This is a genomic window from Streptomyces sp. NPDC013317, from assembly GCF_055563155.1.
In genome coordinates this window covers 216,605-240,427 of record NZ_JBVHDX010000008.1, presented here as the reverse complement: position 1 = coordinate 240,427, position 23,823 = coordinate 216,605, and the positions used below count along the sequence as shown (strand labels likewise).

General features: G+C 70.9%; 30 protein-coding genes, 1 tRNA gene and 1 pseudogene. 19 read left to right on the top strand and 13 right to left on the bottom strand.

Going from position 1 to position 23,823, the window contains the following annotated elements:
* Positions 1–166: 166 nt before the first annotated feature.
* From ACZ3IJ_RS22155 to ACZ3IJ_RS22140, 4 genes are all read right to left on the bottom strand, one after another.
* Positions 167–439, bottom strand: a complete 273-nt coding sequence (locus ACZ3IJ_RS22155) for a hypothetical protein (RefSeq protein ID WP_391800183.1) — start codon at positions 437–439, stop codon at positions 167–169.
* Between the two features lie 42 nt (positions 440–481).
* Positions 482–748, bottom strand: coding sequence for a hypothetical protein (locus ACZ3IJ_RS22150; RefSeq protein WP_467470655.1), 267 nt, complete (start codon positions 746–748; stop codon positions 482–484).
* A 102-nt stretch (positions 749–850) separates the two neighbouring features.
* A complete protein-coding gene (locus ACZ3IJ_RS22145; RefSeq protein ID WP_467470653.1) occupies positions 851–1,036 on the bottom strand; it encodes a hypothetical protein in 186 nt (61 codons plus the stop codon).
* 4 nt (positions 1,037–1,040) lie between these two features.
* Entirely contained in the window at positions 1,041–1,631 is a 591-nt protein-coding gene (locus ACZ3IJ_RS22140) for a DUF5994 family protein (protein ID WP_467470650.1), read from the bottom strand.
* A 308-nt stretch (positions 1,632–1,939) separates the two neighbouring features.
* Here ACZ3IJ_RS22140 and ACZ3IJ_RS22135 point away from each other — a divergent pair, with 308 nt between their 5' ends.
* From ACZ3IJ_RS22135 to ACZ3IJ_RS22115, 5 genes are all read left to right on the top strand, one after another.
* The gene (locus tag ACZ3IJ_RS22135; RefSeq protein WP_467470648.1) at positions 1,940–2,443 is read left to right on the top strand and encodes a DUF5994 family protein; all 504 of its coding nucleotides are present in this window, start codon (positions 1,940–1,942) and stop codon (positions 2,441–2,443) included.
* Positions 2,440–2,796 carry a PRC-barrel domain-containing protein gene (locus ACZ3IJ_RS22130; protein WP_467470646.1) on the top strand — a complete coding sequence of 119 codons (357 nt, stop codon included), beginning with the start codon at positions 2,440–2,442 and terminating at the stop codon, positions 2,794–2,796. Before ACZ3IJ_RS22135 ends, ACZ3IJ_RS22130 begins: the two co-directional genes overlap by 4 nt.
* 29 nt (positions 2,797–2,825) lie before the next feature.
* The gene (locus ACZ3IJ_RS22125) at positions 2,826–2,996 is read left to right on the top strand and encodes a hypothetical protein (RefSeq protein ID WP_467470644.1); all 171 of its coding nucleotides are present in this window, start codon (positions 2,826–2,828) and stop codon (positions 2,994–2,996) included.
* Positions 2,997–3,043: 47 nt separating this feature from the next.
* Entirely contained in the window at positions 3,044–3,874 is an 831-nt protein-coding gene (locus tag ACZ3IJ_RS22120) for a hypothetical protein (protein ID WP_467470642.1), read from the top strand.
* An 82-nt stretch (positions 3,875–3,956) separates the two neighbouring features.
* The gene (locus ACZ3IJ_RS22115; protein WP_467470640.1) at positions 3,957–5,225 is read left to right on the top strand and encodes an ATP-binding protein; all 1,269 of its coding nucleotides are present in this window, start codon (positions 3,957–3,959) and stop codon (positions 5,223–5,225) included.
* On the opposite strand, the gene ACZ3IJ_RS22110 is transcribed toward ACZ3IJ_RS22115, so the two are convergent.
* Entirely contained in the window at positions 5,222–6,181 is a 960-nt protein-coding gene (locus ACZ3IJ_RS22110) for an alpha/beta fold hydrolase (RefSeq protein WP_467470638.1), read from the bottom strand. The genes ACZ3IJ_RS22115 and ACZ3IJ_RS22110 overlap by 4 nt on opposite strands.
* Positions 6,182–6,308: 127 nt before the next feature.
* On the opposite strand from ACZ3IJ_RS22110, the gene ACZ3IJ_RS22105 reads away from it, so the two are divergent.
* From ACZ3IJ_RS22105 to ACZ3IJ_RS22090, 4 genes and pseudogenes are all read left to right on the top strand, one after another.
* The gene (locus ACZ3IJ_RS22105; RefSeq protein ID WP_467470636.1) at positions 6,309–6,944 is read left to right on the top strand and encodes a TetR/AcrR family transcriptional regulator; all 636 of its coding nucleotides are present in this window, start codon (positions 6,309–6,311) and stop codon (positions 6,942–6,944) included.
* Between the two features lie 273 nt (positions 6,945–7,217).
* Positions 7,218–7,433: a hypothetical protein gene (locus ACZ3IJ_RS22100; protein ID WP_467470634.1), complete on the top strand. Its 216-nt coding sequence runs from the start codon at positions 7,218–7,220 to the stop codon at positions 7,431–7,433.
* 35 nt (positions 7,434–7,468) lie between these two features.
* Entirely contained in the window at positions 7,469–8,152 is a 684-nt protein-coding gene (locus tag ACZ3IJ_RS22095) for a maleylpyruvate isomerase family mycothiol-dependent enzyme (RefSeq protein ID WP_467470632.1), read from the top strand.
* An 18-nt stretch (positions 8,153–8,170) separates the two neighbouring features.
* Positions 8,171–8,449 (top strand): annotated as a pseudogene (locus ACZ3IJ_RS22090) (type II toxin-antitoxin system PemK/MazF family toxin); the annotation flags it as partial.
* Between the two features lie 84 nt (positions 8,450–8,533).
* Here ACZ3IJ_RS22090 and ACZ3IJ_RS22085 read toward each other — a convergent pair.
* A complete protein-coding gene (locus tag ACZ3IJ_RS22085; RefSeq protein ID WP_391800196.1) occupies positions 8,534–8,950 on the bottom strand; it encodes an arsenate reductase ArsC in 417 nt (138 codons plus the stop codon).
* 94 nt (positions 8,951–9,044) lie between these two features.
* Here ACZ3IJ_RS22085 and ACZ3IJ_RS22080 point away from each other — a divergent pair, with 94 nt between their 5' ends.
* From ACZ3IJ_RS22080 to ACZ3IJ_RS22070, 3 genes are read left to right on the top strand one after another with little or no spacing between them, the layout of a single operon-like run.
* The gene (locus tag ACZ3IJ_RS22080) at positions 9,045–9,359 is read left to right on the top strand and encodes an ArsR/SmtB family transcription factor (RefSeq protein WP_079407384.1); all 315 of its coding nucleotides are present in this window, start codon (positions 9,045–9,047) and stop codon (positions 9,357–9,359) included.
* A gap of 37 nt (positions 9,360–9,396) precedes the next feature.
* The gene (locus ACZ3IJ_RS22075; RefSeq protein WP_467470628.1) at positions 9,397–10,191 is read left to right on the top strand and encodes an aquaporin; all 795 of its coding nucleotides are present in this window, start codon (positions 9,397–9,399) and stop codon (positions 10,189–10,191) included.
* Positions 10,188–10,718, top strand: coding sequence for an NAD(P)-binding protein (locus ACZ3IJ_RS22070; RefSeq protein ID WP_467470626.1), 531 nt, complete (start codon positions 10,188–10,190; stop codon positions 10,716–10,718). The genes ACZ3IJ_RS22075 and ACZ3IJ_RS22070 overlap by 4 nt, the downstream gene beginning before the upstream one ends.
* Positions 10,719–10,738: 20 nt before the next feature.
* On the opposite strand, the gene ACZ3IJ_RS22065 is transcribed toward ACZ3IJ_RS22070, so the two are convergent.
* Positions 10,739–11,233 carry a GNAT family N-acetyltransferase gene (locus ACZ3IJ_RS22065; RefSeq protein WP_467470624.1) on the bottom strand — a complete coding sequence of 165 codons (495 nt, stop codon included), beginning with the start codon at positions 11,231–11,233 and terminating at the stop codon, positions 10,739–10,741.
* Positions 11,230–11,592, bottom strand: a complete 363-nt coding sequence (locus ACZ3IJ_RS22060) for an ArsR/SmtB family transcription factor (protein WP_467470622.1) — start codon at positions 11,590–11,592, stop codon at positions 11,230–11,232. Before ACZ3IJ_RS22060 ends, ACZ3IJ_RS22065 begins: the two co-directional genes overlap by 4 nt.
* A 114-nt stretch (positions 11,593–11,706) precedes the next feature.
* On the opposite strand from ACZ3IJ_RS22060, the gene ACZ3IJ_RS22055 reads away from it, so the two are divergent.
* Entirely contained in the window at positions 11,707–13,074 is a 1,368-nt protein-coding gene (locus tag ACZ3IJ_RS22055; RefSeq protein ID WP_467470620.1) for an NAD(P)-binding domain-containing protein, read from the top strand.
* The gene (locus tag ACZ3IJ_RS22050) at positions 13,071–14,306 is read left to right on the top strand and encodes an MFS transporter (protein WP_467470828.1); all 1,236 of its coding nucleotides are present in this window, start codon (positions 13,071–13,073) and stop codon (positions 14,304–14,306) included. Before ACZ3IJ_RS22055 ends, ACZ3IJ_RS22050 begins: the two co-directional genes overlap by 4 nt.
* A gap of 156 nt (positions 14,307–14,462) precedes the next feature.
* Here the strand turns inward: ACZ3IJ_RS22050 and ACZ3IJ_RS22045 are convergent, their stop codons facing one another.
* Positions 14,463–14,891, bottom strand: coding sequence for a DUF6223 family protein (locus ACZ3IJ_RS22045; RefSeq protein WP_467470618.1), 429 nt, complete (start codon positions 14,889–14,891; stop codon positions 14,463–14,465).
* Positions 14,892–15,088: 197 nt separating this feature from the next.
* On the opposite strand from ACZ3IJ_RS22045, the gene ACZ3IJ_RS22040 reads away from it, so the two are divergent.
* Together ACZ3IJ_RS22040 and ACZ3IJ_RS22035 are read left to right on the top strand one after the other, a co-directional pair.
* Positions 15,089–16,216, top strand: coding sequence for a sensor histidine kinase (locus ACZ3IJ_RS22040; protein ID WP_467470615.1), 1,128 nt, complete (start codon positions 15,089–15,091; stop codon positions 16,214–16,216).
* On the top strand, positions 16,213–16,890 hold the full coding sequence (locus ACZ3IJ_RS22035; protein WP_467470613.1) for a response regulator: 678 nt from the start codon (positions 16,213–16,215) through the stop codon (positions 16,888–16,890). The genes ACZ3IJ_RS22040 and ACZ3IJ_RS22035 overlap by 4 nt, the downstream gene beginning before the upstream one ends.
* Positions 16,891–17,044: 154 nt before the next feature.
* Here the strand turns inward: ACZ3IJ_RS22035 and ACZ3IJ_RS22030 are convergent.
* Positions 17,045–17,115: transfer RNA gene (locus tag ACZ3IJ_RS22030), tRNA-Gly, on the bottom strand.
* Between the two features lie 391 nt (positions 17,116–17,506).
* Here ACZ3IJ_RS22030 and dcd point away from each other — a divergent pair.
* Both dcd and ACZ3IJ_RS22020 read left to right on the top strand, forming a co-directional pair.
* A complete protein-coding gene (gene dcd / locus ACZ3IJ_RS22025; protein WP_030690788.1) occupies positions 17,507–18,082 on the top strand; it encodes a dCTP deaminase in 576 nt (191 codons plus the stop codon).
* A gap of 5 nt (positions 18,083–18,087) precedes the next feature.
* Positions 18,088–18,585 (top strand): phosphoribosyltransferase, encoded by a 498-nt coding sequence (locus tag ACZ3IJ_RS22020; protein WP_467470611.1) that lies wholly within the window; start codon positions 18,088–18,090, stop codon positions 18,583–18,585.
* A gap of 143 nt (positions 18,586–18,728) precedes the next feature.
* On the opposite strand, the gene ACZ3IJ_RS22015 is transcribed toward ACZ3IJ_RS22020, so the two are convergent.
* The gene (locus tag ACZ3IJ_RS22015) at positions 18,729–19,574 is read right to left on the bottom strand and encodes a Yip1 family protein (protein ID WP_467470609.1); all 846 of its coding nucleotides are present in this window, start codon (positions 19,572–19,574) and stop codon (positions 18,729–18,731) included.
* A 207-nt stretch (positions 19,575–19,781) separates the two neighbouring features.
* On the opposite strand from ACZ3IJ_RS22015, the gene ACZ3IJ_RS22010 reads away from it, so the two are divergent.
* Complete coding sequence (locus tag ACZ3IJ_RS22010; protein ID WP_467470607.1) at positions 19,782–20,681, top strand: hypothetical protein; 900 nt, start codon at positions 19,782–19,784, stop codon at positions 20,679–20,681.
* A gap of 86 nt (positions 20,682–20,767) precedes the next feature.
* Here the strand turns inward: ACZ3IJ_RS22010 and ACZ3IJ_RS22005 are convergent, their stop codons facing one another.
* Complete coding sequence (locus ACZ3IJ_RS22005; protein ID WP_467470605.1) at positions 20,768–23,047, bottom strand: (Fe-S)-binding protein; 2,280 nt, start codon at positions 23,045–23,047, stop codon at positions 20,768–20,770.
* Between the two features lie 152 nt (positions 23,048–23,199).
* Positions 23,200–23,718, bottom strand: coding sequence for a sugar transferase (locus ACZ3IJ_RS22000; RefSeq protein WP_467470603.1), 519 nt, complete (start codon positions 23,716–23,718; stop codon positions 23,200–23,202).
* Positions 23,719–23,823: the final 105 nt, after the last annotated feature.

Genomic DNA, 23,823 nt, shown 5'->3' with positions numbered 1-23,823 from the left:
AGGATGCTTCTCGGAGGCAGGGCACGCCACCCGGCCCCCGTGCGGGGGCATCGGCCGCAGGCGGCCGACGACGCCCTCCCTGGGCCTTCCGCCCTCCCTGGGCCTTCCGAGCCAGCGACGCCCTCCCTGGGCCTTCCGAGCCAGCCGGGTCCGGAGGCGAACCCGCTCAGTCGCCCTCTTCCTCCTCCGCTTCCATGAGGCGGATGCCCTGGTGGGTGAGCGAGACCATCGCGGGTGTGTTTCCCGGCTCCCAGTCGACGGAGACCAGTCCCTCGCCCGCGAGGTAGGAGCAGGCGGCGGCGAGGTCCTGCTCCGGGATGCGCAGGTCGTGGTTGAGCGCGGCCCCGGTGACGCCGAGCAGGCGGTTGCCTTCGGCGGCAGCGTAGAGGGCCTGGAGGATCTGTCGGCGGTACCGCTGCCGTTCGTGGAGTGTCGACATCGCCGCGTGGTCCCGTCGTCGTGTGGTGTCGTTCGTGGCCGGTCAGAATTCCTCGGTGTGGGGGCCGGTGCCGGTGGGAGGTCTGCTGGTGGCGAGCCAGGTGCGGGCGGGCCCGGCGGCGGTCTCGGTGTCGACGGTGAGGTGGAGCCGTGTGCCGCCGCCCGGCATGGGATAGCTGCGCTGCTCGGCCCCGGCGAAGCACCGGCGGATCACTTCGGCGACCGCACGGGCGGCCTCGGGGGCGGCGGAGACGATACGAATCTCGGCGTGTCCCCCCTGCGGCAGGGGCTCGTTCTCGGTGGGGTGCAAGACGGCGTGCTCCGTTCGGGACAAGGCGAGAGGCCGGCGGGTGGGTTGTCCCTGGGGTCGGGTGCCCCACCCGCGGCCTTCGGTCGGAGGAGTGGTCTGAGGTCAGGGCCAGGTGCCCGTAGGCCCGCGATGGTTGTCGTGACCGGGGGGACGGCTGAGGGAGGGGTAGGGGTCGCCGAAGTGGTGGGCCGCTATGCGTGCGTCGTGCTGGGCGTTGAGCCGGTGGATCAGGCGTGTGCCGAGCGCGATCAGAAGTGCGACTGCCAGGAGCGTGATCACGGTCTCCATGTCCTCACCTCCCGGTGCGTCCCGGCAGCGGAATCATCCGAGCGCCGACGACCGGGTGCGCCGCTGGGTGCGGCTGGGGCGCCGGGGCGGCCCCGCCGTCGGTCTCCCACGCGTCTTCGCTGCTCCGTGCCTCCCGTATGCGGCGGCCGGTCGCGGCCTCGCCGGACATCAGCGAGCCCGCGGTGAGGACGCTGCCCGGGAGGGCGGCGGCGGTCATCAGCCGGGTCGCGGAGGCGGGTTCCGTCTCGGGCGGAATCACGAGCAGGTCGCAGCGGCCGGTCGTGTAGGACAGCAGGATGATCTTGTCCGGGTCCTGCTCGGTGAACCAGCCCACGTGCAGGACATGGCCGGTGGCGGCGACCTTGTGCGGGATGACGGGCCAGTGGCCCGGGTTCACCAGGACGCGGGTGATGCGGCCCCAGCGTCCTTCGAGGGAGTCGGCCAGCGCTGGCAGCTCGGCTGCCAGGTCGTGTGAGCGGGGCCACCAGGCGCCGTCGAGCCGGCCGACGAGTGGGGTCTTCGGGGTGAGCGACAAGCGGGCCGGAAGTCCTGGGGTGAGGGCGCGGTTCGCTGTCCTGTCGAGGGTGGTGGTCATGGCGGCGAACCTGCCCCCGGGCTGCCCGTCGGCAGCCCGGTTTTTCGTGTTCCCCGGAAACGACACCTGCGTGGAAGCTGGTGCTCGAAGTACTTCCGGTACCTCCACCCTACGTCCGAACACCCCGTTCTCGGCCTGACAAGGGGAGAGACTTCCGAGCCGCACGAACGCGGGTGCGGCGACGGGCGGACATACGCGAGCCGGGGTTACCGTGAATGGACAGCACAAGTCGCCCCGTCGGCGGCCTGTCGCCTCTCAGGCGCGGCCGACGGGTCGCGGCAGCTCACCTGCAGACGGGCGGACGCACCATGGTCGACCCAGACATTCCGCCCCCGCCCCCGCCCCCGTTGCTCCTGCCGGACGCGATCCACGAGGCGGTGCGCCCCGGTACGGCCCTGCTCCGGCTCGAGACGACGCACTCGCGGCAGGGCGTCCTCGACGGGGTGTGGTGGCCGCGCACCCGCGACGTGGAGCAGGAGGTTCCCGCGCTGGTGGAAGCCCTGACCGAACACCTCGGACCCATCACCCGGGTCGGCCTGGACGCCACCGCGTGGGACGGGATTCCGCCCCGGATGATCATCGACGACCGTGTCGTCCACCTCGACTCCTTCCCGGTCGGCGACGACACCGCCCTGATCACCCGCGGCGACAAGGACCACTTCGCGCTGATGGTGGTGCCGCCGGACACGGAGCCCGACGCCGCCCGCGCGGCCATGGCCCGCGCGGTCCACGCCGACAACATCAAGCCGGCCACCGAGCTCCTCGTCGCCGCGCTTCCCCCACCGGCGACCGAGCAGGGAGGAACGGCATGATCCGGACGGCGGACATCCGCGAGTGGCGCGACCAGGACGTGGTGGACCCCGACGGCCACAAGATCGGCGAACTGGAATCCGTCTACGTCGACACCAGCACCGACGAACCGGCGATGGCCACGGTCCGGGTCGGCCTGCCCACCCGGCACCGCCTGGTGTTCGTCCCCCTGGAGGGGGCGACGGTGGGGCCGGGGTACGTCCGGGTCGCCCACGACAGGAAACTGGTGAAACGGAGCCCTTCGATCGGCACGGACGGTGTCCTGCCCTTCGAGGACGAGGAAGCCGTCTTCCGTCACTACGACCTCGTCTACGAACCCGGTGCGAACGGCGAACGCCAACTGGCCCGACGCTGAGCCCCCCGACCGCCGGGGAGGCGGCCCCCATGACACTCTTCCTCTTCCTGATCATCGTCGCGATCATTCTGGGCCTCATCGGCGCCGTCGCCGACGGACTCCTCTTCCTGCTCTTCATCGGCATCGCGGTACTCGTGGCAGACCTGCTCTACGTGGCCCTGCGCAGCCGCCGCTCCGCCCGCCACCGCCCGCTCCGGTGAGCTGGGGAGCGGGGCGCGTGACGGTTTCCACGGCTAACCTCCGCATCATGCTGCGTATCGTCGACACACGTACCGGCCACCTTGCGGAGATTCCCTCCGTGAGCCGCCATCTGCTCAGCATCTGCGTCCACCTGCCCGTCGGCGGCGCCGGGATCGGCATGACGGATCTGCGGGCGCTCCTGGTCGGGGACGTACTGGCGCGCACTGCGGAGCTGCACGGCCTGCAGTCCCGCACCTTCCTCGCCACGGCGGACCTGCCGCACGAGCAGGCCCAGGCACTTGATGGCGCCATGTCCGCTCTTGGGATCCATCCGCCCGCCACCGTCGGTGCTCACCATCCGACCGGAACAGTCCGCGCCGCTGCCGACGTACACGTCTGCGCGTACGGGACCGCCGGCCAGGACGCGGCAGACGGGGTCCGCGTCGACGTGGGCCGGATCGGCACGGCCTCCGGGGAGAAGGGCGTTCCGGACCGTGCCCAGCTCCCGGCCCCGGGGGTGCTGGACGCCTTCGCCCCGGAGGGGACGGATCCGCTGGCGGTGAGGATGCTTCTGCTCGGCCACGCGTATCGCACACCGATCACGGTCACCGGTACCGCCCTTGAAGAGTCCCGGCGGAAGCTGGGGCACTGGCGCCGGCTGGTGGCCGACTGGGCAGAGGAGCCGTCCAGGCCGGTCCCTGCCGATGCGCTGCGACACACCCATGCCGAGCTGGCCGAGGACCTCGGCGTCCCCGCTGTCCTGGACACGCTGGTCACCCTGGCGAAGCGCGCCGACGTACCGGCCGGTGCCAAGTTCGAGACGTTCGCCTTTCTCGACCGCGTCCTCGGACTGGACCTCGCCCGCGAGGTGGGTCACCAGCACCGGGCGGCGCCGTGAGTCGAGGTCCCGTCGTCCGGCGTGCGTGTCCCGCGCACATCGGGCGATGATGGGGAGTACGGCCGAGCACGCGGAGCTGACCATGACGGGTTGGCGTGTCAGGGACTACGCCCAGGACGATCTCGAAGCGGTGCTCCGAGTCGATGCGGAGAGCGGCACGGCCGAGGAGGCACCTCTCTTTCCGCTCTCGGACGCGGTGGCGGCCCTCCAGGCTCTTCATCCGGCGGTGGTGGCCACCGCCGACGAGGAGGTGGTCGGCGCGGCGGTGAGCAGGGTGGAGGGCGACCGGGCGTGGATCCTGCGCATCAGCATCGCGCCTGCCTGGCGGCACCAGGGGCTGGGCAGCGACCTGATCACGGCCCTGGAGCACCGGCTGTTCGCCGACGGCGTCCGGACGCTGCACGCGGTCCTGCCCGAGAGCGAGACCGGTGCCACCGCCCTGCACAACTGCGGCTTCGCCGGCCGCCCGGGTCTGGTCTTCTTCGAGAAGCACGGGCGAGTGACCCCCAAGGCGGTCAGCATGCTCGCGTCGCTGGGAGCGGAGCTGCCCCCCGGAGGACTGTGGCAGAAGGTCGCGGGCATGCAGAGGGAGAAGGAGCTCATCGAGCGGCGCCTGGTCCTGCCGCTGGCCCATCCCGAACTGGCAGCCCAGCACGGGGTGGAGCTGCCGCGGGCGGTGATGCTGTTCGGGCCGCCCGGAACGGGTAAGAGCACGTTCGCGCACGCGATCGCCAGCCGCCTGGGATGGCCGTTCCTCGAACTGTTCCCCGCCCGGCTGGCTGCCGAGTACGGGCTGGCCAGCGGGCTGAACCGGCGTTTCGACGAGATTGCCCGGCTCGACCACGTCCTGGTCTTCATCGACGAGGTCGAGGAGATCGCGGGGACCCGCAGCGGGGCGGACGCGACCGCGGTCGGTGTCGTCAACGAACTACTGAAGGCGATCGTCCGGTTTCGGGGTCAGGACGGGCGGCTGCTCGTCTGCGCCACGAACGACGTGACCACGCTCGACTCCGCGTTCCTGCGGCACGGCCGTTTCGACTACGTGCTGCCGATCGGCCCGCCCGACCACCGCGCGAGGACCGCCCTGTGGGAGAGCTACCTGACCCGGGCCGGCGCGGAGGCCGATGGCGCGGCCCTGGCGTCCGCCAGCGAGGGGTTCACCCCTGCCGACATCGCCCATGTGGCGAGGACCGTCTCCCAGGTCCAGTTCGAGCGCACCTTCGACACCGGAGCCCGGGCCCGCCCCACCACCGAGGACTACCTGCGCACGATCGACGAGACCAGGCCCACGGTCAGCGCCACGATGGCCAAGGAACTCGTCTTCCAGACCGAGAAGTTCGCCCGCATCTAGGGCGTCTTCGTGCCCTCCGGGTGCCGCACCTCGCGGGGCTGACGGGAGTCGATGTCCTCCATGAAGGAGAGCATCCGGGCGTTGACCACGTCGGGGTGGTCGATCTGCGGGCCGTGCCCGGTCGCGGTGATGATCTCGGCGCGGGCTCCGGGGACGAGGCGCGGTACGCGTTCCAGCTGCCGCTTGGGGTGGACGAGCAGGCTGTGCCTGCCCATGATCACGTAGAGCGGGGTCCGGATGGACCGCAGCTCGTCCTCGGCCAGCGGCAGGGGTGCGGGGCGGCGGATCCGGTACGCGCGGGCGCCGAGCTGGATCCACTTGCGCATCTCGGGTACGGCGAGGACCGGCTGGTCCAGCCAGGCGGCGAGGCGCGGGCGCAGCGCCTTCGGGGCGAGGGTGGCGAACAGGCTCACGAAGACCCAGGCGAAGAAGCGCAGGCCGACCTTCTCCAGGCCGCCGGGGTCGAGGGCGGTGACGGAGGCGATCCGTGCGGGCCGCAGGTGGGCCTGGTTGAGTACCAGCCAGCCGCCGTAGGAGGAGCCGACGAGGTGGACCTGGTCGAGGCCGAGCGCGTCGAGGACCTCGTCCATCCACTGCGCGGCGCGCTCGGGCTGCCACATGGGCTCGCGGTGGACGCTGCGGTTGGCGTCGCCCGGGGTGTCGAGGGCGTACACGGGACGGTGGAGGCTGAGCCCGGGGGTGTTGGGGTACCACATCGCCGAGCCGTAGCCGGCGCCGTGGATCAGGACGATCGGCGTCCTGGAGTCGGCGGCGGGGTCCGCGGGCCCGTACCGGTAGACGTGCGTGGTGCCGAAGGCGGTCTCCACGTCGGTCTCGGAGCGGACGGGTGCCCCCATCGCGTGGAGCACGTCGTCGGCGGCGAAGTAGCGGTCGCGCAGGGTGTCGTTGACGTAGCGGCCGACATCGCGGCGTACGCGGGCGGTGTTCTCGGGCACGGCGGCACCTCCTGTGAAGATCCGTTCTTCGTGGTACGACCGTACCACGAACATGGTACGGCTGTATCATGAAGGAGTTCGGGGAGCGGACCGCGAACCCACCACCGACGGGCGGAGACACGGGAACATGCCGAAGCGTGTGGATCACGAGGAGCGGCGCGCCCAGATCGCCGAGGCGCTCATCCAGGTCGCGGGGCGGCGAGGGCTGCACGCCGTCGGCATGCGGGACGTGGCCGCGGAGGCCGGTGTGTCGCTCCGGCTCGTGCAGTACTACTTCGAGACCAAGGAGAAGCTGCTCTTCTACGGCCTCCGGCACCTGACCGACCGTTTCACCGCGAGGGTGGGCGCCCGACTCGCCGCCGCCGGCCCGGACCCGGGCCCGCGCACCACGGTGGAGGCGCTGCTGTCGGCCTCGCTGCCGACCGACGAGGAGAGCCGCACGTTCCACCTGCTGTACAGCTCCTACGCGATCCTGTCGGTGACCGATGAGGCGCTGGCCGCCCAGCCCTTCATCGACAACCCCGACGCCGCGGAGAACGCCCTGACCGGGATCCTGGAGCAGGCGCAGGAGGCCGGCCTGGCCGATCCGGGCGTCGACGCGCGCACGGAGGCGATCAGCCTGCTCGCGATGGCGGCGACCATGGGCACCAGCATCCTGGTGGGCCAGCGGAGTCCGGAGTCGGCCGTCGCGGTGCTCCGTCACCACCTGGACCGCATCTTCACGACCGCGTGGACGTCAGGGACGAGAGCGGGATCGACCTGATGTGTTCGCCAAGCACTCGCACGCGGCTCCGAGCGCGTCATCGATCCGGACCGTTCCGACGGACGCCGGGTCGGGCGGGGTGCCGAATCGGAGAGAAGGAGCAGCAGCGCCGCATGGCAGGTCGCTGCCTGGCGATCTCTTTCCGGCAGTCTGCAACCGGGACCGCTTCGGGGCGCGTGTCGATGATCTGAGAAGCGCGAAGCGAGAAGTCGTTGTCCGTAGGGCCGTCACGAGGGTTCGAGCCGTCCGGCCAAGAGGATCTGGAGCCGTTCCATGTCGGATGAGATCACCCTTCGTCCTGTCGCCGCCGACGATCTCGACCTGTACGAGAGGGAGTTCAGCGGGCCGGAGGGCCGGGGCGTCCATCAGGAGGCGGGCTTCGTCGAGGAGGGCGTGCTCCGTTCCGCGCTCTGGCTGGGCGGGGAGTGGAACGACCGGGTGATCTACTCGGTGCTCCGCGCGGAGCGGACCGGCGGGACGGCGCAGTGAGCGCGGGACGGCGAACGGACGGAGTGCGGCGCGGAGTGGACCACGACCAGGTGCTCGAAGCCTTCCGGCTCGAATGCGGGGCCCTCACCGCCGCCCTGGCCGGACTGTCCGAGGCCGAGCGGGACCTCCCGACACGCTGCACTCCCTGGACCGTACGCGACCTGCTCGGGCACGTATGCGTGGTGATCGACTGGCTGCCGGCCATGCTGGACGCCCCGGCGCCCGGCGAGGCGGAGATCTCCGCGGTGGAGTACTACCGCCCGGACGACCGCTTCTCACCCCAGACCAACGGCAAGCGCATCGCCTTGGCCCAGCACCGCGCGGCGGCACCGGCCGACGGCGCCGCTTTCGCCGAGGACTTCGCCGCGACCTGGCGGCGGGTCGACCGGCTGTGCACGGTCCAGCCGGCCGGTCGGACCGTGCGTACACGTCATGGCGATGCCATGCTCCTGTCGGAGTTCCTCCTCACCCGCGTCGTGGAAGTCGCCGTCCACGGCCTCGACATGGCCGACGCGCTCGGACGCGAGGCATGGCTCACCCCGGCGGCCGGTGACGCCGTGACGGAGCTGCTCCTCGGCCCGGAGCACGCCACGGCGGCCGACAGGCTGGAGTGGGACCGTCCCCACTTCCTGCGCAAGGCCACTGGCCGGGAGCCACTGAACGAGGCGGAGGCCGCGCAGGTCGAACAGCTCGGCATCCGCTGGCTCGCCCTGGGCTGACTTCCGCGCCTGTCCGGCATGTCCACCCGCCGCCCTGTATCAGGAGGACGTGCGCAACGTGGTGAGATCTGGTGGGACGAGTTCGACGAGCGACGGCCGGTCGTACTGCTGTCGGGAGACGGCGCGTCGTCCGGGCTCCGGGTGATGCAGGTCGTCGCCCCGGCGGGTGCCCTGTCCTCCGCGAAGCTGAGCGAGATCGAGGATGCCGTCCGACTCGCCGAACGGGCGAGGGAACGGACCCCGGCGACGACCGCGAAGCTCGGCGGGACGAGGGACGCCCCCCGTCACGGTGGACTCGAGCAGACGGACAGACCGACATCCCGCTCCGCGGGAACGAGCGTCATCCGGGTCGCCGGCATCGGGGATTGCGCCCGCAAGCGGTCAGGCGGACGGGGCGGGGGCGATCTCCGCGATCAGGCCCTCGACCAGCTTCTTGATCTCGTCGCGGATCGGGCGGACGGCCTCGACGCCCTGGCCGGCGGGGTCTTCGAGCTTCCAGTCGAGGTAGCGCTTACCCGGGAAGACGGGGCAGGCGTCGCCGCAGCCCATGGTGATGCACACATCGGAGGCCTTCACGGCGTCGACGGTGAGGATCTTGGGGGTCTCGGCGGACATGTCGATGCCGACCTCGCGCATGGCCTCGATCGCGGCCGGGTTCACCGAGTCGGCCGGGGCGGATCCGGCGGATCGGACCTCGACGCGGTCTCCGGCCAGGTGGGTCAGCCAGGCGGCGGCCATCTGGGAGCGGCCGGCGTTGTGGACGCAGACGAACAGCACGGAGGGCTTGGCGGAGGTCATGCGAGGGGCCCCTTCTCGGGCGGGCGGGAAGCGCGGTCGGCAGGGCGTCAGCCGGAGCTGGTGTCAGCGGCTGCTGATGTGAAAGTATCAGTACATGATGACGTCAGTCGACACTGACCTGATCCGGGTTCTGGCCGATCCGCTCAGGCTTCAGATCGTGACCCTGCTCGCCCGCGAGACGCTGTGCACCACCCACCTCGTGGAAGAGACGGGTGCCAAGCAGACGAACCTCTCCAACCACCTGAAGGTGCTGCGCGAGGCTGGGGTCGTGGATACGGAGCCATGCGGGAGGTACATCTACTACCGCCTGCGCCCGGAAGTCATCGAAGTCCTCGCCGGTCAGTTCGCCGACCTCGCCACGACCGCGCGTGCCACCGCCGAAGCGAACCTCAAGCGGTCCTGCCCGTAGCCCGCTGCCTGCCTCACCTGCCCGAGGAGATCCTGTCTTGACCGCCACCGAGCCCCTCGGCGCCGCCCCCGCGGCGGAGAGCGACATAGCCGCCGACGTGCCCCAGCCCGCACCCGGCGCGACCCCGCCCCGCACCCCACTGATCGCCCGCGCCGCCGCCGAACTCGTCGGCACCGCGGCCCTGGTCGCGGTCGTCGTCGGCTCCGGCATCCAGGCCACCGAGCTCACCCAGGACGTGGCGCTGCAGCTGCTGGCCAACTCCACCGCCACCGTGTTCGGCCTCGGCGTGCTGATCGCCCTGCTCGGTCCGGTCTCCGGCGCGCACTTCAACCCGGCCGTCACCCTGGCCGAGTGGTGGACCGCCCGCCGGGGCGGTGGTGGCGTCACGGCCCGCGAGCTGGCGGTGTACGTGCCTTCGCAGATCGTCGGCGCCGTCGCGGGCGCGATCCTCGCGGATGCCATGTTCGGCGAGCCGCTGGTGAAGTGGTCCACGCACGACCGCTCCGCCGGAAACCTCCTCCTCGGTGAGGTCGTCGCGACCGCCGGCCTGATCCTGCTGATCTTCGGCCTGGCCCGTACCGACCGGCTGCGCTTCGCGCCCGTCGCGGTCGCCTCGTACATCGGCGCCGCGTACTGGTTCACCTCCTCCACGTCCTTCGCCAACCCGGCGGTGACCATCGGCCGCGCCTTCACCGATACGTTCGCGGGCATCGCCCCCGCCTCGGTCCCGGCGTTCGTCGGCATGCAGCTGGTCGGCGCGATCGTCGGGCTGGCGCTCGTGGCGGTCATCTTCATGCGCGGCAAGAGCGACACGGAGCGGCCCGCGGCATGACGTGCAGCACGGACGTGGTGGTGATCGGCGGCGGCCAAGCGGGGCTCGCCGCCGGCTACCGCCTGCGCTGCCCGGGCGTCGAGCACGTCATCGTCGACGCCCGAACGACACCGGGCGGAAGCGGTACGAGCTGCCGGTCCAGCGCGGCGGGTGGGTTGACTCGGTCCATCGACATCGTGGCTGTGCCGCCCGTACGCGCCGCCCGCGACGCCGGACTCCTGCACGCGGAGCCGATGTTCACCCGCCTCACTTCCACCGCGGTGGAACGGGCCGACGGCACCCTCACGGGAGCGGACGCGGTCATCTGGTGCGCCGGCTTCCGTCCAGCCCTCGCCCACTTCGCTTCACTGCGCCTGCGGTGCACCCGCGGCCACATCGCGACCGTCGGCACCCGGGCCGTCGATGACCCGCGGCTACACCTGCTCGGCTACGGAGACTGGACGGGCCCCGCCTCGGCCACCCTCATCGGCGTCGGCCGTGCCGCCCGCGATGCCGCCCGCGAGATCGCATCCCTGCCGGCCGGCTGAGCTGGTAGAACGCAGTGCCGTCAGGTGATGGCGGGGCTGCGGCGCTCCAGCAGGACCACGTCGCGCCACACGCCGTGGTGGCGGCCGATGCGCTCGCGGGTGCCGATGATCCGGAAGCCCGCCCTCTGGTGGAGGGCGAGGCTGGCGCGGTTCTCGGGGAAGATGCCGGACTGGATCGTCCAGATCCCTGCGGCCTCCGTCGAGCCGATCAGGGCGGTAAGGAGCTGCATGGCGACTCCCTGCCCTCGGGCGGCGGGGTGGACGTAGACGGAGTGCTCGACCACGCCCGCGTACGCGCACCGGTCCGAGACCGCGCTCGCCGCGACCCAGCCCAGGACCTTGCCGTCCTCGTCGACGGCGGCGAAGCGGTGCTCCGCCAGCTTGCCCGCGTCGAACGCCTGCCAGGTGGGGGCGGTGATCTCGAAGGTGGCGTTGCCCTCGTCGATCCCCGCCTGGTAGATCGCCAGGACCTCATCGGCATGCACTTCGGTCAGCGACGCGATCGTGATGGTCATGCGGTGGCCGCGCGGGTCAGGAGCCGGCCCATCGCGGCGAGCACCGCGGGCTCCACCCGGTAGTACACCCAGGTGCCGCGCCGCTCGGAGGACAGCAGCCCCGCTTCCCGCAGCTTCTTCAGGTGGTGGGAGACCGTCGGCTGGGACACACCCACATCCGAGATGTCGCACACGCATGCCTCGCCGCCCTCGTGCGAGGCGACCAGCGAGAACAGGCGCAGGCGTACCGGGTCGCCCAGGGCCTTGAACATGACCGCGGTCCGCTCGGCCTCATCGGCCGTCAGCGGGCGCTCCGACAGAGGCGGGCAGCACGCGGCCAGGGTCTCCGGCTCCAGCAGCGGCAACACCTTCGTAGTCATGCCCCCATCATCCGCAAAATTTCGACGGATGTCTATGTTGACGAATATCGATCCAGGGGCCACTCTGGAGGCGTCAGGACATCGACAAGCGTCGAATCAATTGGGGAGCCCGTCGTGAACGCATCCACCGAAGCCCTGCCCGTCGCGGTGATCGGCGCCGGCCCGATCGGACTCGCCGCGGCCGCCCGCCTCATCGAGCGGGGCATCGAACCCCTGGTCCTGGAGGCCGGACCGGTCGCCGCGTCCGCCGTGCGCGACTGGTCGCACGTACGCCTCTTCTCCACCTGGTCGGAGGTCGTCGACCCTGAGGCCGAGAAGCTCCTCGCCCCTACCGGCTGGGTGAAGCCGGACGGTGCCACCTACCCGTCCGGCGGCGACTGGGCCGAGCTCTACCTCCAGCCCCTGGCCGACGTACTCGGCGACCGCGTCCGCTACAACGCGACCGTCACCGGTGTCTCGCGCACCGGCCGCGACCGCATCGTCGACGCCGACCGCGAGACCCAGCCCTTCGTCGTCCACCTCACCAGCCCCGAGGGCCGCGAGGAGCGGATCTTCGCCCGCGCCGTCATCGACGCCTCCGGCACCTGGTCCACCCCCAGCCCGGCCGGCGGCAGCGGCCTGCACGCGCTCGGCGAGAAGAGCGCGGCTGACCGCATCACCTACCGCGTCCCCGACCTCAAGGACCAGGCTGTCCGGGCCCGGTACGCCGGCAAGCGCACCGCCGTCATCGGCTCGGGCGCCTCCGCCTTCACGGCTCTGGCCTACCTGGCCGACCTCGCCAGGAACGACGAGGACGGCACCGGGACGCACGCCACCTGGATCCTCCGTCGCGGGATCAGCGGCTCCACCTTCGGCGGCGGCGAAGCCGACCAGTTGCCCGCTCGCGGCGCTCTCGGCCTCGCGGCGAAGGCCGCGGTCGACGGCGGATACGCCGATGCGGTCACCGGTTTCCGCACCGATGCCATCGAGCGCGACGGGGACGCCCGGCTGGTCCTGGTCGGCGAGGACGGCCGCCGCCTGGACCCGGTCGACGAGGTCATCGTCCTCACCGGCTTCCGTCCCGACCTCACCTTCCTGGACGAACTCCGCCTCGGCCTCGACGAGCGCCTCCAGGCCCCGGTCGAGCTGGCGCCGCTCATCGACCCCAACCAGCATTCCTGCGGGACCGTCTATCCCCACGGCGCGGCCGAGCTCTCCCACCCGGAGAAGGGCGTCTACCTCGCCGGCATGAAGTCCTACGGCCGAGCCCCGACCTTCCTCGCCATGACCGGCTACGAGCAGGTCCGTTCCATCGCCGCCCACCTGGCCGGCGACCAGGAAGCAGCCGAGCGCGTCGAACTCACCCTCCCCGAGACCGGAGTGTGCGGCGGCGCCGGCCTCTTCGACCAGCCCGAGGCCGCCGAAGAGACCGGCGGCGGCTGCTGCGCCGCCCCGGCCACCCTCACCATCGGAGCCCCCGCCACCGTCTCCGGCGGCTGCTGACCACCGTGCCCGACACACGGGCCGGCGTGGCGGCGACCGGAACGGGGGTCCGGTCGCGGCCACGCGCCGCCCTGCCCGCCCTGTGCCTGACGCAGATCACCAGCTGGGGAATCGTCTACTACGCCTTCCCCGTCCTGGGCTCCCGGATCACCACCGACACCGGCTGGTCCCCGGCCGCCACCACCGCGGCCTTCTCCGGCGCCCTGCTCGTCTCCGCCGTGGCGGGCATCCCCATCGGCCGGATCCTCGACCGCCGAGGACCACGAGCCGTGATGACCGCCGGCTCCGTGCTCAGCACGCTTGCCCTCCTGATGATCGCGGCCGCCCCCGATCTCGCTGTATTCAGCGCGGGTTGGCTGCTCGCGGGCGTGGCCATGGCCGCCACCTTCTACCCGCCCGCCTTCGCCGCCCTCACCCGCTGGTGGGGTCCCGACCGCGTCCGCGCCCTGACGATCGTCACCCTCGCCGGCGGACTCGCCTCCACCGTCTTCGCACCGCTGACCGCATCCCTCGCCGAGCAGTTGAGCTGGCGGGCCACGTACGCGGTCCTCGCGGCGATCCTGGCCGTGGTCACCATCCCCGCACACGCCCTGGCGCTACGCGCCCCCTGGCCGACCGCCCCACCGCCGGCCCCCGCCACCGGTCACACCTCCATCCCGCGCAGCCGCCCCTTCATCCTCCTGGCCGCAGCCTTCACCCTCTCCAGCTTCGCCATGTACGCCGTCGTCATGGGCCTCATCCCACTCCTCACCGAACGCGGCGCCACGCCTCTCCAAGCCGCCTGGGCCCTCGGGCTCGGCGGAGCGGGCCAGACCCTCGGGCGCACCCTCTACGCGAGCCTGTCCGCCCGCACATCCGTCACCACCCGCACGGCCGCACTCATCGCCCTCGGTGGCGCGGCCACCGCAGCCCTCGCCCTCATCCCCGGCCCCGTACCCCTCCTGGTGATCCTCGCGGTCCTGGCAGGAGTCGTCCGAGGCAACCTCACCCTCCTCCAGGCCACCGCCGTCACCGACCGTTGGGGCACCGCCCAGTACGGCCGTCTCTCCGGGCTCCTCGGCGCCCCGGCCCACCTCGCCGCCGCCCTCGCCCCGTGGGCCGGCGCCGTCCTCGCAGGCCCCCTCGGCGGACACCAGCACCTCTTCCTCTTCCTCGCAGCCCTCTCCCTCGTAGCCACGATCCTCGCGCTCGGGACCGCCCGACCGCAGAAGACCACCGGGGGCTGGGGCTGAACCATCCGTCGGCGTTCCGCACACGACTGCGGGACCACACCCTGTACCTGGACGTGACGCCCGAACTGTTGCTCGCTGACACGGGTCCGGCCGAACTTGTGGTCGGCTGCGCCGACCCCGCAGCGCGTGACCGTCGCGAACACGTATCCCCGGTGGTCAACGGGCGCGGCGGGAGCGGGTCAGAGCCCGCCCGCCCAGGACGGTGCCGGCCAGCCCGAGCAGCAGAGCCACGTAGGCGCCGCCAAGCCCGTTGCCGGTGCCGAGTCCACCGTCAGCGGTGGCCGCGACCAGCCCGCCGAGAGCCATGGCGATCAGCCCCGCCGCTATCGCCGCCGTGGCCCCGAGCGACCCGTTGGCAATGCCGAGACGACCGGCGGGACGGGCCAGCGCCAGTACGGCGATGACCGCGGCAGCCAGCCCCAGCAGCCCGCCGGTGGTGGCTCCGAGCCTCCCGAGGCTGAAGTCGGTGACGCCGGCGGCGACAGGCTGGACCGAGGCGTGCGCTGCCGCTGGTGTGGCAAGGGCCATACCGAGCCCGCCGAGCAGGGCGGTCGCGGAGGCGGCGAACAGGCGACGAGCGGACATCAGGGTGCTCCTTCTCTTCCCACGACTGGATGCACTTCGAGCATGTCGGCCGGGCCCCTGGCCGGTCGTCCAGCAGGCGCAGGCACTTCGCGCTACCACGGACGCGGCACGTGCTGCGGAGCTACTGCGTGCGTGGTAGCAGGGTGCTCGTCCGCGAGCAGGATTCGACTGCGGCGGCCCCGGGCTACGGTGCGCCCATGAGCAAAGGACCGTTCCGCGTTCGGGCCGGAGTCAGAGACTGGCTGATGGCCATAGGCGTGGCGGCAGCGCTGCTGGTCACCGGGCTGTCCGGGCAGCACTCCGCCACAGGACGCGACCTGCTCGGATACGTGTTGCTGGCGGTGGGCGGCCTGGCTCTCGCCGCCGGACGGCGGGCTCCGGTTCCCGTCCTCGCCCTCACCGGGCTGTGTGCGGTGGGGTATCAAGCGGCGGGGTTCGACGTGGCGGCCGTCGCGTTCCTCTTCGCGGTGTACGCGGCCATGCGGGCGGGCCACCGCCTCATCACGGTGGTGACCAGCGTGGCCGTGCTGGCCTCCCTCCCCCTGGCGGCCCTGATATCGGGCCTGCACGACAAGGGCGAGGCGTTCGCGCAGGCCCGGGGCGCCCTCCAAATCGCCTGGCTCATCGCCGCCGGCGCCGCCGGTGAAGCTCTCCGTCAGGCCGAGCAGCGAGCCGACGAAGCCGAACGCACCCGCGAGGAGAGCGCGCGACGGCGTGCCGACGAGGAAAGGCTGCACATCGCGCGAGAGCTGCACGATTCGCTCACCCATCAGATCTCGGTCATCAAGGTGCAGTCCGAAGTCGCCGTCCACGTGGCCCGCAAGCGCGGCGAACCGGTCCCGGAGACCCTGCTGGCGATACGGGAGGCCGGCCGGGAAGCGTCCCGGGAACTCCGCGCCACCCTGGAGGCGCTGCGCGACGACGGCACCAGCCCACCGCACGGCCTCGACCACATCCCCGAACTGGTGGAACGGCACGGCAAGAGCGGTCTGCAGGCGACCCTGACGACCCAGGGCCAGCCGCATGACGTGCCGGCCGCGGTGGGTCGGACCGTCTACCGGATCGTCCAGGAGTCGCTCACCAACATCACCCGTCACGCGGACGCGACCACGGCATCGGTCCACATCGACTACCGTCCGGACGCCGTCGCCCTCCAGGTCGACGACAACGGCAAGGCCGCGCCGGACACCGCCCCCGTGCCCGGCATCGGACTGCTCGGGATGCGCGAACGCGTCTCCGCCCTCGGCGGTCGCCTCCGGGCGGCACCGCGCGACGAGGGCGGCTTCACCGTCCGGGCCGAACTCCCCGTGGAACGAGCATCGTGATCCGTGTCCTGCTGGTCGACGACCAGCCGCTCATCCGCAGCGGATTCCGCGCGCTCCTCGACCTCGAAGACGACATCGAGGTCGTGGCCGAAGCCGCCAACGGCCAGGAGGGCCTGGCGCTCGCCAGAGAGCACCTGCCCGACATCGCACTCGTCGATATCCAGATGCCGGTCCTCGACGGCATCGAGACGACCCGGCGCATCGCGGCCGACCCGGCCCTGACCGGCGTCCACGTCGTCATCCTCACCAACTACGGCCTGGACGAATACGTCTTCAACGCCCTGTCCGCCGGCGCCGCCGGATTCCTCGTCAAAGACATCGTGCCGGAGGACTTCCTGCACGCCGTACGCGTGGCCGCGCGCGGCGACGCCCTCCTCGCACCCTCGATCACCCGCAAACTGATCAACCGGTACGTCACCCAGCCGCTCCCCACCGACACGGGGCCGGGGCTGGAAGAACTGACCGGCCGAGAACGGGAGGCCGTCGTCCTGGTTGCGCACGGCCTGTCCAATGACGAGATCGCGGCTCGCATGGTGATCAGCCCGCTGACTGCGAAGACCCACGTCAACCGGGCCATGACCAAGCTCCACGCCCGCGACCGCGCCCAGCTCGTGATCCTCGCCTACGAAGCCGGCCTGGTGACCCCGCGCAGCTCGCCACCCCACCCCGGGTAGACGCGCCGCAAGGCGCGCCGCGTGCTGTGATGTGCGAGGTCAGAGGCTCCGACGGATCGCAGAACGGCCGTCGGACTGCGCTCATGACGGACGAGAGTCGAGAGGTCTAGACGACGAAGAAGGCCCAGGTCGCTGACCTGGGCCTTCTCTCAAGAGCGGATGACGGGAATCGAACCCGCGCTATAAGCTTGGGAAGCTCATGTTCTACCATTAAACTACATCCGCCTGGCGGTTCGTTGATCGGTACCGCAGACTCGGACACTGTACCCCATCGCGAAGTCGAGGCGTACCTCCCTGTGACGGAGCGGCGTCTGGAGGCGGGTGCCGTCCCCCTCTAATGTGGCTCTCTCGTCCACCACTTGTCGGGGAAGGGACTTGATGGGTTCGATGGAGCGCACCGTCGTTCGTTGTGCCGAAGGGCATGTGTTCAGTACCGCTTCGTTCCCGCTGCAGCAGCTCGGTGCCGGGCGGATCGGGCCAGGGCGGCTCATCCGGTGTCCGCGCTGTGCGCGGCTGCGGCATGCGGTGCCCGTGGAGCTCGAGCGGCGCTGACCGGCGCGGGGCGCGGCGGGTTCCCGATTGGGGCAGGTCCGCGCCCTCTGCGTATCGTGGGGGCGTGCTTCTCTCAGACAAGGACATCCGGGCCGAGATCGATGCCGGACGGGTCCGCATCGACCCGTACGACGAATCCATGGTGCAGCCCTCGAGCATCGACGTGAGGCTTGACCGCTTCTTCCGGGTGTTCGAGAACCACCGCTACCCCCACATCGACCCCGCCGTCGAGCAGCTCGATCTGACGCGCGAGGTCGAGCCCGAGGGCGACGAGGCGTTCATCCTCCACCCCGGTGAGTTCGTGCTCGCCTCGACCTACGAGGTCATCACCCTCCCCGACGACATCGCCTCACGGCTGGAGGGGAAGAGCTCGCTCGGGCGGCTCGGGCTCGTCACCCACTCCACCGCCGGGTTCATCGACCCCGGGTTCTCCGGGCACGTGACCCTGGAGCTGTCGAACCTCGCCACCCTGCCGATCAAGCTGTGGCCGGGGATGAAGATCGGGCAGCTGTGCATGTTCCGCCTCAGCTCGCCCGCCGAGTTCCCGTACGGCAGCGAGCGGTACGGCTCGCGCTACCAGGGGCAGCGGGGGCCGACGGCCTCGCGCTCGTACATGAACTTCCATCGGACCCAGGTGTGACAACTATGAGTGACGTACGGGAGAACCTCACCTACGAGGGCTTCGGCCGCGCCGTCCGCGAGCTCGCCCAGACCATCGCCGACGACGGCTACGAGCCCGACATCGTGCTCTCCATCGCGCGCGGCGGCGTCTTCGTCGCCGGCGGCCTGGCGTACGCCCTCGACTGCAAGAACATCCACCTCGTCAACGTGGAGTTCTACACCGGCGTGGGCACGACGCTGGAGATGCCCGTCATGCTCGCGCCCGTCCCCAACGCCATCGACTTCAGCGACAAGAAGGTGCTGATCGCCGACGACGTCGCCGACACCGGCAAGACGCTCAAGCTCGTCCACGACTTCTGCGTCGACCACGTCGCCGAGGTCCGCTCCGCCGTCATCTACGAGAAGTCGCACTCCCTCGTGAAGTGCGAGTACGTGTGGAAGAAGACCGACGAGTGGATCAACTTCCCCTGGTCCGTCGAGCCGCCCGTCGTGCGGCGCGAGGGCCAGGTCCTCGACGCCTGAGGCGAAGAGGCCGAGAGCCTGGCACGGAACGAGGGAGGGCCCCCGCCGGTTGCGGCGGGGGCCCTCCCTTCTGTCTTCTGCAGCCTGCCCAGCTCGATGATCGAGAGCAGCTACAGCGTGCCCAGCTCGATGATCGAGAGCAGCTACAGCGTGCCCAGCTTGATGATCGAGAGCAGCGCGATCAGCTGGATCGCCGACGCGCCCAACGCCTTCGGCCACGGCAGGTCGTGCGAGCGGCTCACCATCAGCGTGAACAGCGCGCCCGCCGCCAGCCAGGTGGCCCAGCCGAGGACCTGGACCAGGCTGTTCTCGCCGCCCAGGAACATCGCGAAGAGCAGTCGGGGCGCGTCGGTGATCGACATGATCAGCATCGACAGGCCCACGGTCGGCTGCCAGCTGCCGTCGCCGCCCAGCTGGCGCGCGAGGGTGTGCGTGACCACGCCCAGGATCAGGCCACCGACGACGAAGCCGGCGCCCGTCATCAGCACGTACGGGATCGCCGTCGAGAGCGTCGCGCCGATCGCCTCGTCGCGCGCCTGGTCGAAGCCGAAGATCGCCAGCAGGCCGTAGAGGAACGTGACGACCAGTGCCGGTCCCCACACCGCGTGGTCCCGCATCTGCAGGAACGTCGGCGCCGGTCGCAGCACGATGCCGCTCAGCAGGGCCTTCCACGGCAGCCGCGGGCCCGTCGGGACGGGGGCCGCGCCGGCGTGGTACATCGCCGCGTCGCCGTAGGGGTCCTCGTTCACGCTGAACATCTGCGTGTGCCCCGGCGTGTTCGCCGCGTAGTGCTGCTGCTGATGCTGCTGCGCTCCGTGCGGGTCCCCGAAGTACTCCGGCTCGCCGTACCCGCCGTCCTGCGGGGCCTGCCGGCCCCACTGCTGCTGCGGGTGGGGCGGCGGGGCCGCGGGGTACCCGTACGGCGCCTGCTGCGGTTGTTGTTGCGGGGGGCGGTTGTCCCGGCCGCGTCCGTTCCTGAATCCAGCCACGCCTTGAACGTACCCGTTTCCGCTGTGTGGGCGCTCCTTTGCCACTGAGCTGTGACATCCCCTAGGGGGCCCGGAGGGCGTTACAAGGTCGGCGTCCGCCCCGGGGCCCACTGTTACAAGGCCGATGGTTCGCCTCAACGTCCCATCCGTAGCTTTACGGGTGTCGAAGGACGAAACGTACGAAAACGACATCACGAGGTACTTTCCATGCGCGTCACCCGTCGCACCATCCGTACCGCCGCGATCGCCACCGGCACCATCGCCGCCCTCGCCGTCCCGACCGCCGGCGCCTTCGCCGCCGACCACCCGGCCCCGGCGCCCGTCGCGGCGCCCGTGCCGGCGCCCGTGCCGACGGCGGACCAGGGCGCGGAGCCGGACCAGCCCGAGGTCCTCCCCGACGAGCAGCAGCAGCCGCAGACGGACCCGCCCGTCGAGCGCGCCGTCATCCGGTCGTACCGGCTCGCGGACGGCTCGGTCGCCAAGGTCTACCAGACGGGGTCGGACCGGTACACCGCCGAGATCTGGGCCGGCGGCACGCTGATCGACACCCTCGCCACCACCGGAAGCCCCGCCTACGGGCAGAACAACGGCCTGCACGTCGTCCTGCAGCCCGACGGGAGCGTCGCCTCCTGGACCGAGGGCGAGAGGCCCGCGCCGAAGCCCGAGCCCAAGCCGAAGCCGAAGCCCGTCCCCGACCAGAAGGTCCAGAGGAAGGCCGCCCCTTCCGTCACCCTCACCACGCCCGACGGACGCATCGCCAAGCTCGTCAAGGGCTCTCACGGGCCTCGCGTCGTGATCTCCCAGCCCGACGGCCGGAGCCTCGCCACGCTCGACCCGAAGCACCCCACCGCCCACCACGGCTGGAGCTACGGGCTCGTCGTCGTGGGGAAGGGGGAGTACCGGTTCGTCGTCGTCGACACCCCGAAGCAGGGCGGCAACAGCTGGGTCTACGACTTCCGCGGCAAGCTGGTCGCGAAGTACCGCGCAGAGAAGCACACGACGAAGCCGACCACCGTCGTGGCGCCTCCGTCGGCCGCGCGGATCGACATCCCCCGGGCCGACGTGCCCCGAGCCGATGGCCCCCAGGGCACCGTCCCCCGGGACTGAGGGCGCGCAGCCGTACGTACGAGAGCCGCCCCGCGCATCTCGCGCGGGGCGGCTCCCTCGTTCGTACCGGCTACTCGGCCGGACGCCTACTCGGCCGAGACCGACTCCGACTCCGCATCCGAGTCCGACTCCGGGGCGTCCGCCTCGGAGTCCTCCGGCTTCGTCTTCACCGAGTCGAGCAGCAGCTGCGCCACGTCCAGCACCTGGACGGACTCCTTCGCCTTGCCCTCGTTCTTCTTGCCGTTCACCGAGTCGGTGAGCATGACCAGGCAGAACGGGCAGGCGGTGGAGACGATGTCCGGGTTGAGGGACAGGGCCTCGTCGACGCGCTCGTTGTTGATGCGCTTGCCGATCCGCTCCTCCATCCACATCCGCGCGCCACCGGCGCCACAGCAGAAGCCGCGCTCCTTGTGACGGTGCATCTCCTGCTGGCGCAGGCCCGGGACCTTGTCCATGATCTCGCGCGGCGGCGTGTAGACCTTGTTGTGGCGGCCCAGGTAGCAGGGGTCGTGGTAGGTGATCAGACCCTCGACCGGCGTCACCGGGATCAGCTTGCCCTCGTCGATGAGGTGCTGGAGCAGCTGCGTGTGGTGGATGACCTCGAACTCGCCGCCCAGCTGCGGGTACTCGTTCGCGATCGTGTTGAAGCAGTGCGGGCAGGTCGCGACGATCTTCTTCGCCGACTTCGGCTTCTTCGTCGACTCGTCCTCGTCGTCCTCGCCGAACGCCATGTTCAGCATCGCGACGTTCTCCTGGCCGAGCTGCTGGAACAGCGGCTCGTTGCCCAGGCGGCGGGGCGAGTCACCGGTGCACTTCTCCTCGCCGCCCATGATCGCGAACTTGACGCCCGCCATGTGCAGCAGCTCGGCGAAGGCCTTGGTGGTCTTCTTGGCCCGGTCCTCCAGGGCGCCGGCGCAGCCGACCCAGTACAGGTAGTCGACCTCGGTGAGGTCCTCGACGTCCTTGCCGACGATCGGGACCTCGAAGTCGACCTCCTTGGTCCACTCGACGCGCTGCTTCTTGGCCAGACCCCAGGGGTTGCCCTTCTTCTCCAGGTTCTTGAGCATCGTGCCGGCCTCGCTCGGGAAGGCGGACTCGATCATCACCTGGTAGCGGCGCATGTCGACGATGTGGTCGACGTGCTCGATGTCGACCGGGCACTGCTCGACGCAGGCGCCGCAGGTGGTGCAGGACCACAGGACGTCCGGGTCGATGACGCCGTTCTCCTCGGCGGTGCCGATCAGCGGGCGCTCCGCCTCCGCGAGGGCGGCGGCCGGCACGCCGGCCAGCTGCTCCTCGGACGCCTTCTCCTCGCCCTCCATGGTCTTGCCGCCGCCGGCCAGCAGGTACGGGGCCTTGGCGTGCGCGTGGTCGCGCAGCGACATGATCAGGAGCTTCGGGGAGAGCGGCTTGCCCGTGTTCCAGGCGGGGCACTGCGACTGGCAGCGGCCGCACTCGGTGCACGTGGAGAAGTCGAGGATGCCCTTCCAGGAGAACTGCTCGACCTGGGAGACACCGAAGACGGCGTCCTCGGCCGGGTCCTCCCAGTCGATCTCCTCACCCGCGGTCGTCATCGGCTGGAGCGCGCCGAGCGCGGTGGAGCCGTCGGCGTTCCGCTTGAACCAGATGTTCGGGAAGCCGAGGAAGCGGTGCCAGGCGACACCCATGTTGGTGTTCAGCGAGACCGTGATCATCCAGGTGAAGGACGTGACGATCTTGAGCGCCGCGAAGAAGTAGGTGAGGTGCTGGATCGTGCTCAGGTCGAGCCCGTCGAGCAGCGCGATCAGCGGGTACGAGGCGAAGAAGCCCGGCTCCCAGCTCGTCACGTGGTGCTGGACGCCCTCCAGGGCGCGCAGCGTCATGATGCAGACGCCGACGATCAGGATGACCGCCTCGACGAAGTACGCCTGGCCGGTCTTCGATCCCGCGAAGCGGGACTTGCGGCCCGCGCCGCCCGGCCGGTTCAGCTGCCGGATCACGATGAGGGTCACGATGCCGAGGACGGTCATCAGGCCGAGGAACTCGGTGAAGATCTCGTACGGCAGCCAGTCGCCGATGATCGGGATCAGCCAGTCGGCCTGGAAGAGCTGGCCGAACGCGTTGACGATGGTGAGCAGCAGCGAGAAGAAGCCGACGGCCACGAACCAGTGCGCCACGCCCACGATGCCCCAGCGGTTCATGCGTGTGTGGCCGAGGAACTCCTTGACCAGCGTGATGGTGCGCTGTGTGGGGTCGCCGGTGCGCGTGCCCGCGGGCACGGGCTGACCGAGCTTCACGAAGCGGTAGATCTGCGCGATGGCGCGGCCGAACAGCGCGACGGCCACCACCGTGATGGCGATCGACACGATGATCGCGGCGAGTTGCATGAGGGGCTCCTCGGGCGGGCCTGCGAGGCGGAGCGCCTGTACTCCCCAGTGTGGCGAGCCTGGCGCTACTAAGCGGTAACTTATTCAGTCCGTGCTGAGATTACCCCGTCACGGCTCCGCGCTGTAGCGGCGCCTGCGGTGATCTGTGTCGCTCAGGCAAGCCTTGCCGACCGGGTCTCCCCCGCCGTGGAGGCGCTCGCCGCGCGACGCTTGCGGACTGCTGGAAGCGTACGCGCCAGGATGGCCAGATCCATCCCGAGCCAGTGGTGGTCCACATAGTGGAGGTCGAGCAGCTCGCGCTCCTCCCAGGGGAGCTCCGAGCGTCCGCTGATCTGCCAGAGCCCCGTCATCCCCGGGCGGACCGTGAGTCTGCGGCGGGACTCGCCGACGCACTCGCGGTGCCCGGGTGTGAGCGGGCACGGGCCGACGAGCGACATCTCCCCCCGTACGACATGGATCAGGAGGGGCATTCCGGCCAGCGGGCCCTTCGTACGGAACGTGTGCATCGTGAAAGCCCGACCGCCCCGGCCCGCGACGGTCCGGCGGCGCAGCACCCCGCCGACGCCTGCGGTCGTGACCGCGAGGGAGAGGGCGACGGCGGCGAACAGAGGGGACAGGACGGCCAGCAGGGCGAGTCCGCCGAAGAGGTCGAGTGCGCGCTTGGCCGTCATTCCCCACACCCTTTCGAGTGACATTCATGGGATATTCGTGGGATACGCCCGGTTTGCCCGGCAGGGGCACCCCGGACTCTCTCATGACGAAGGCCCCCCAACCGG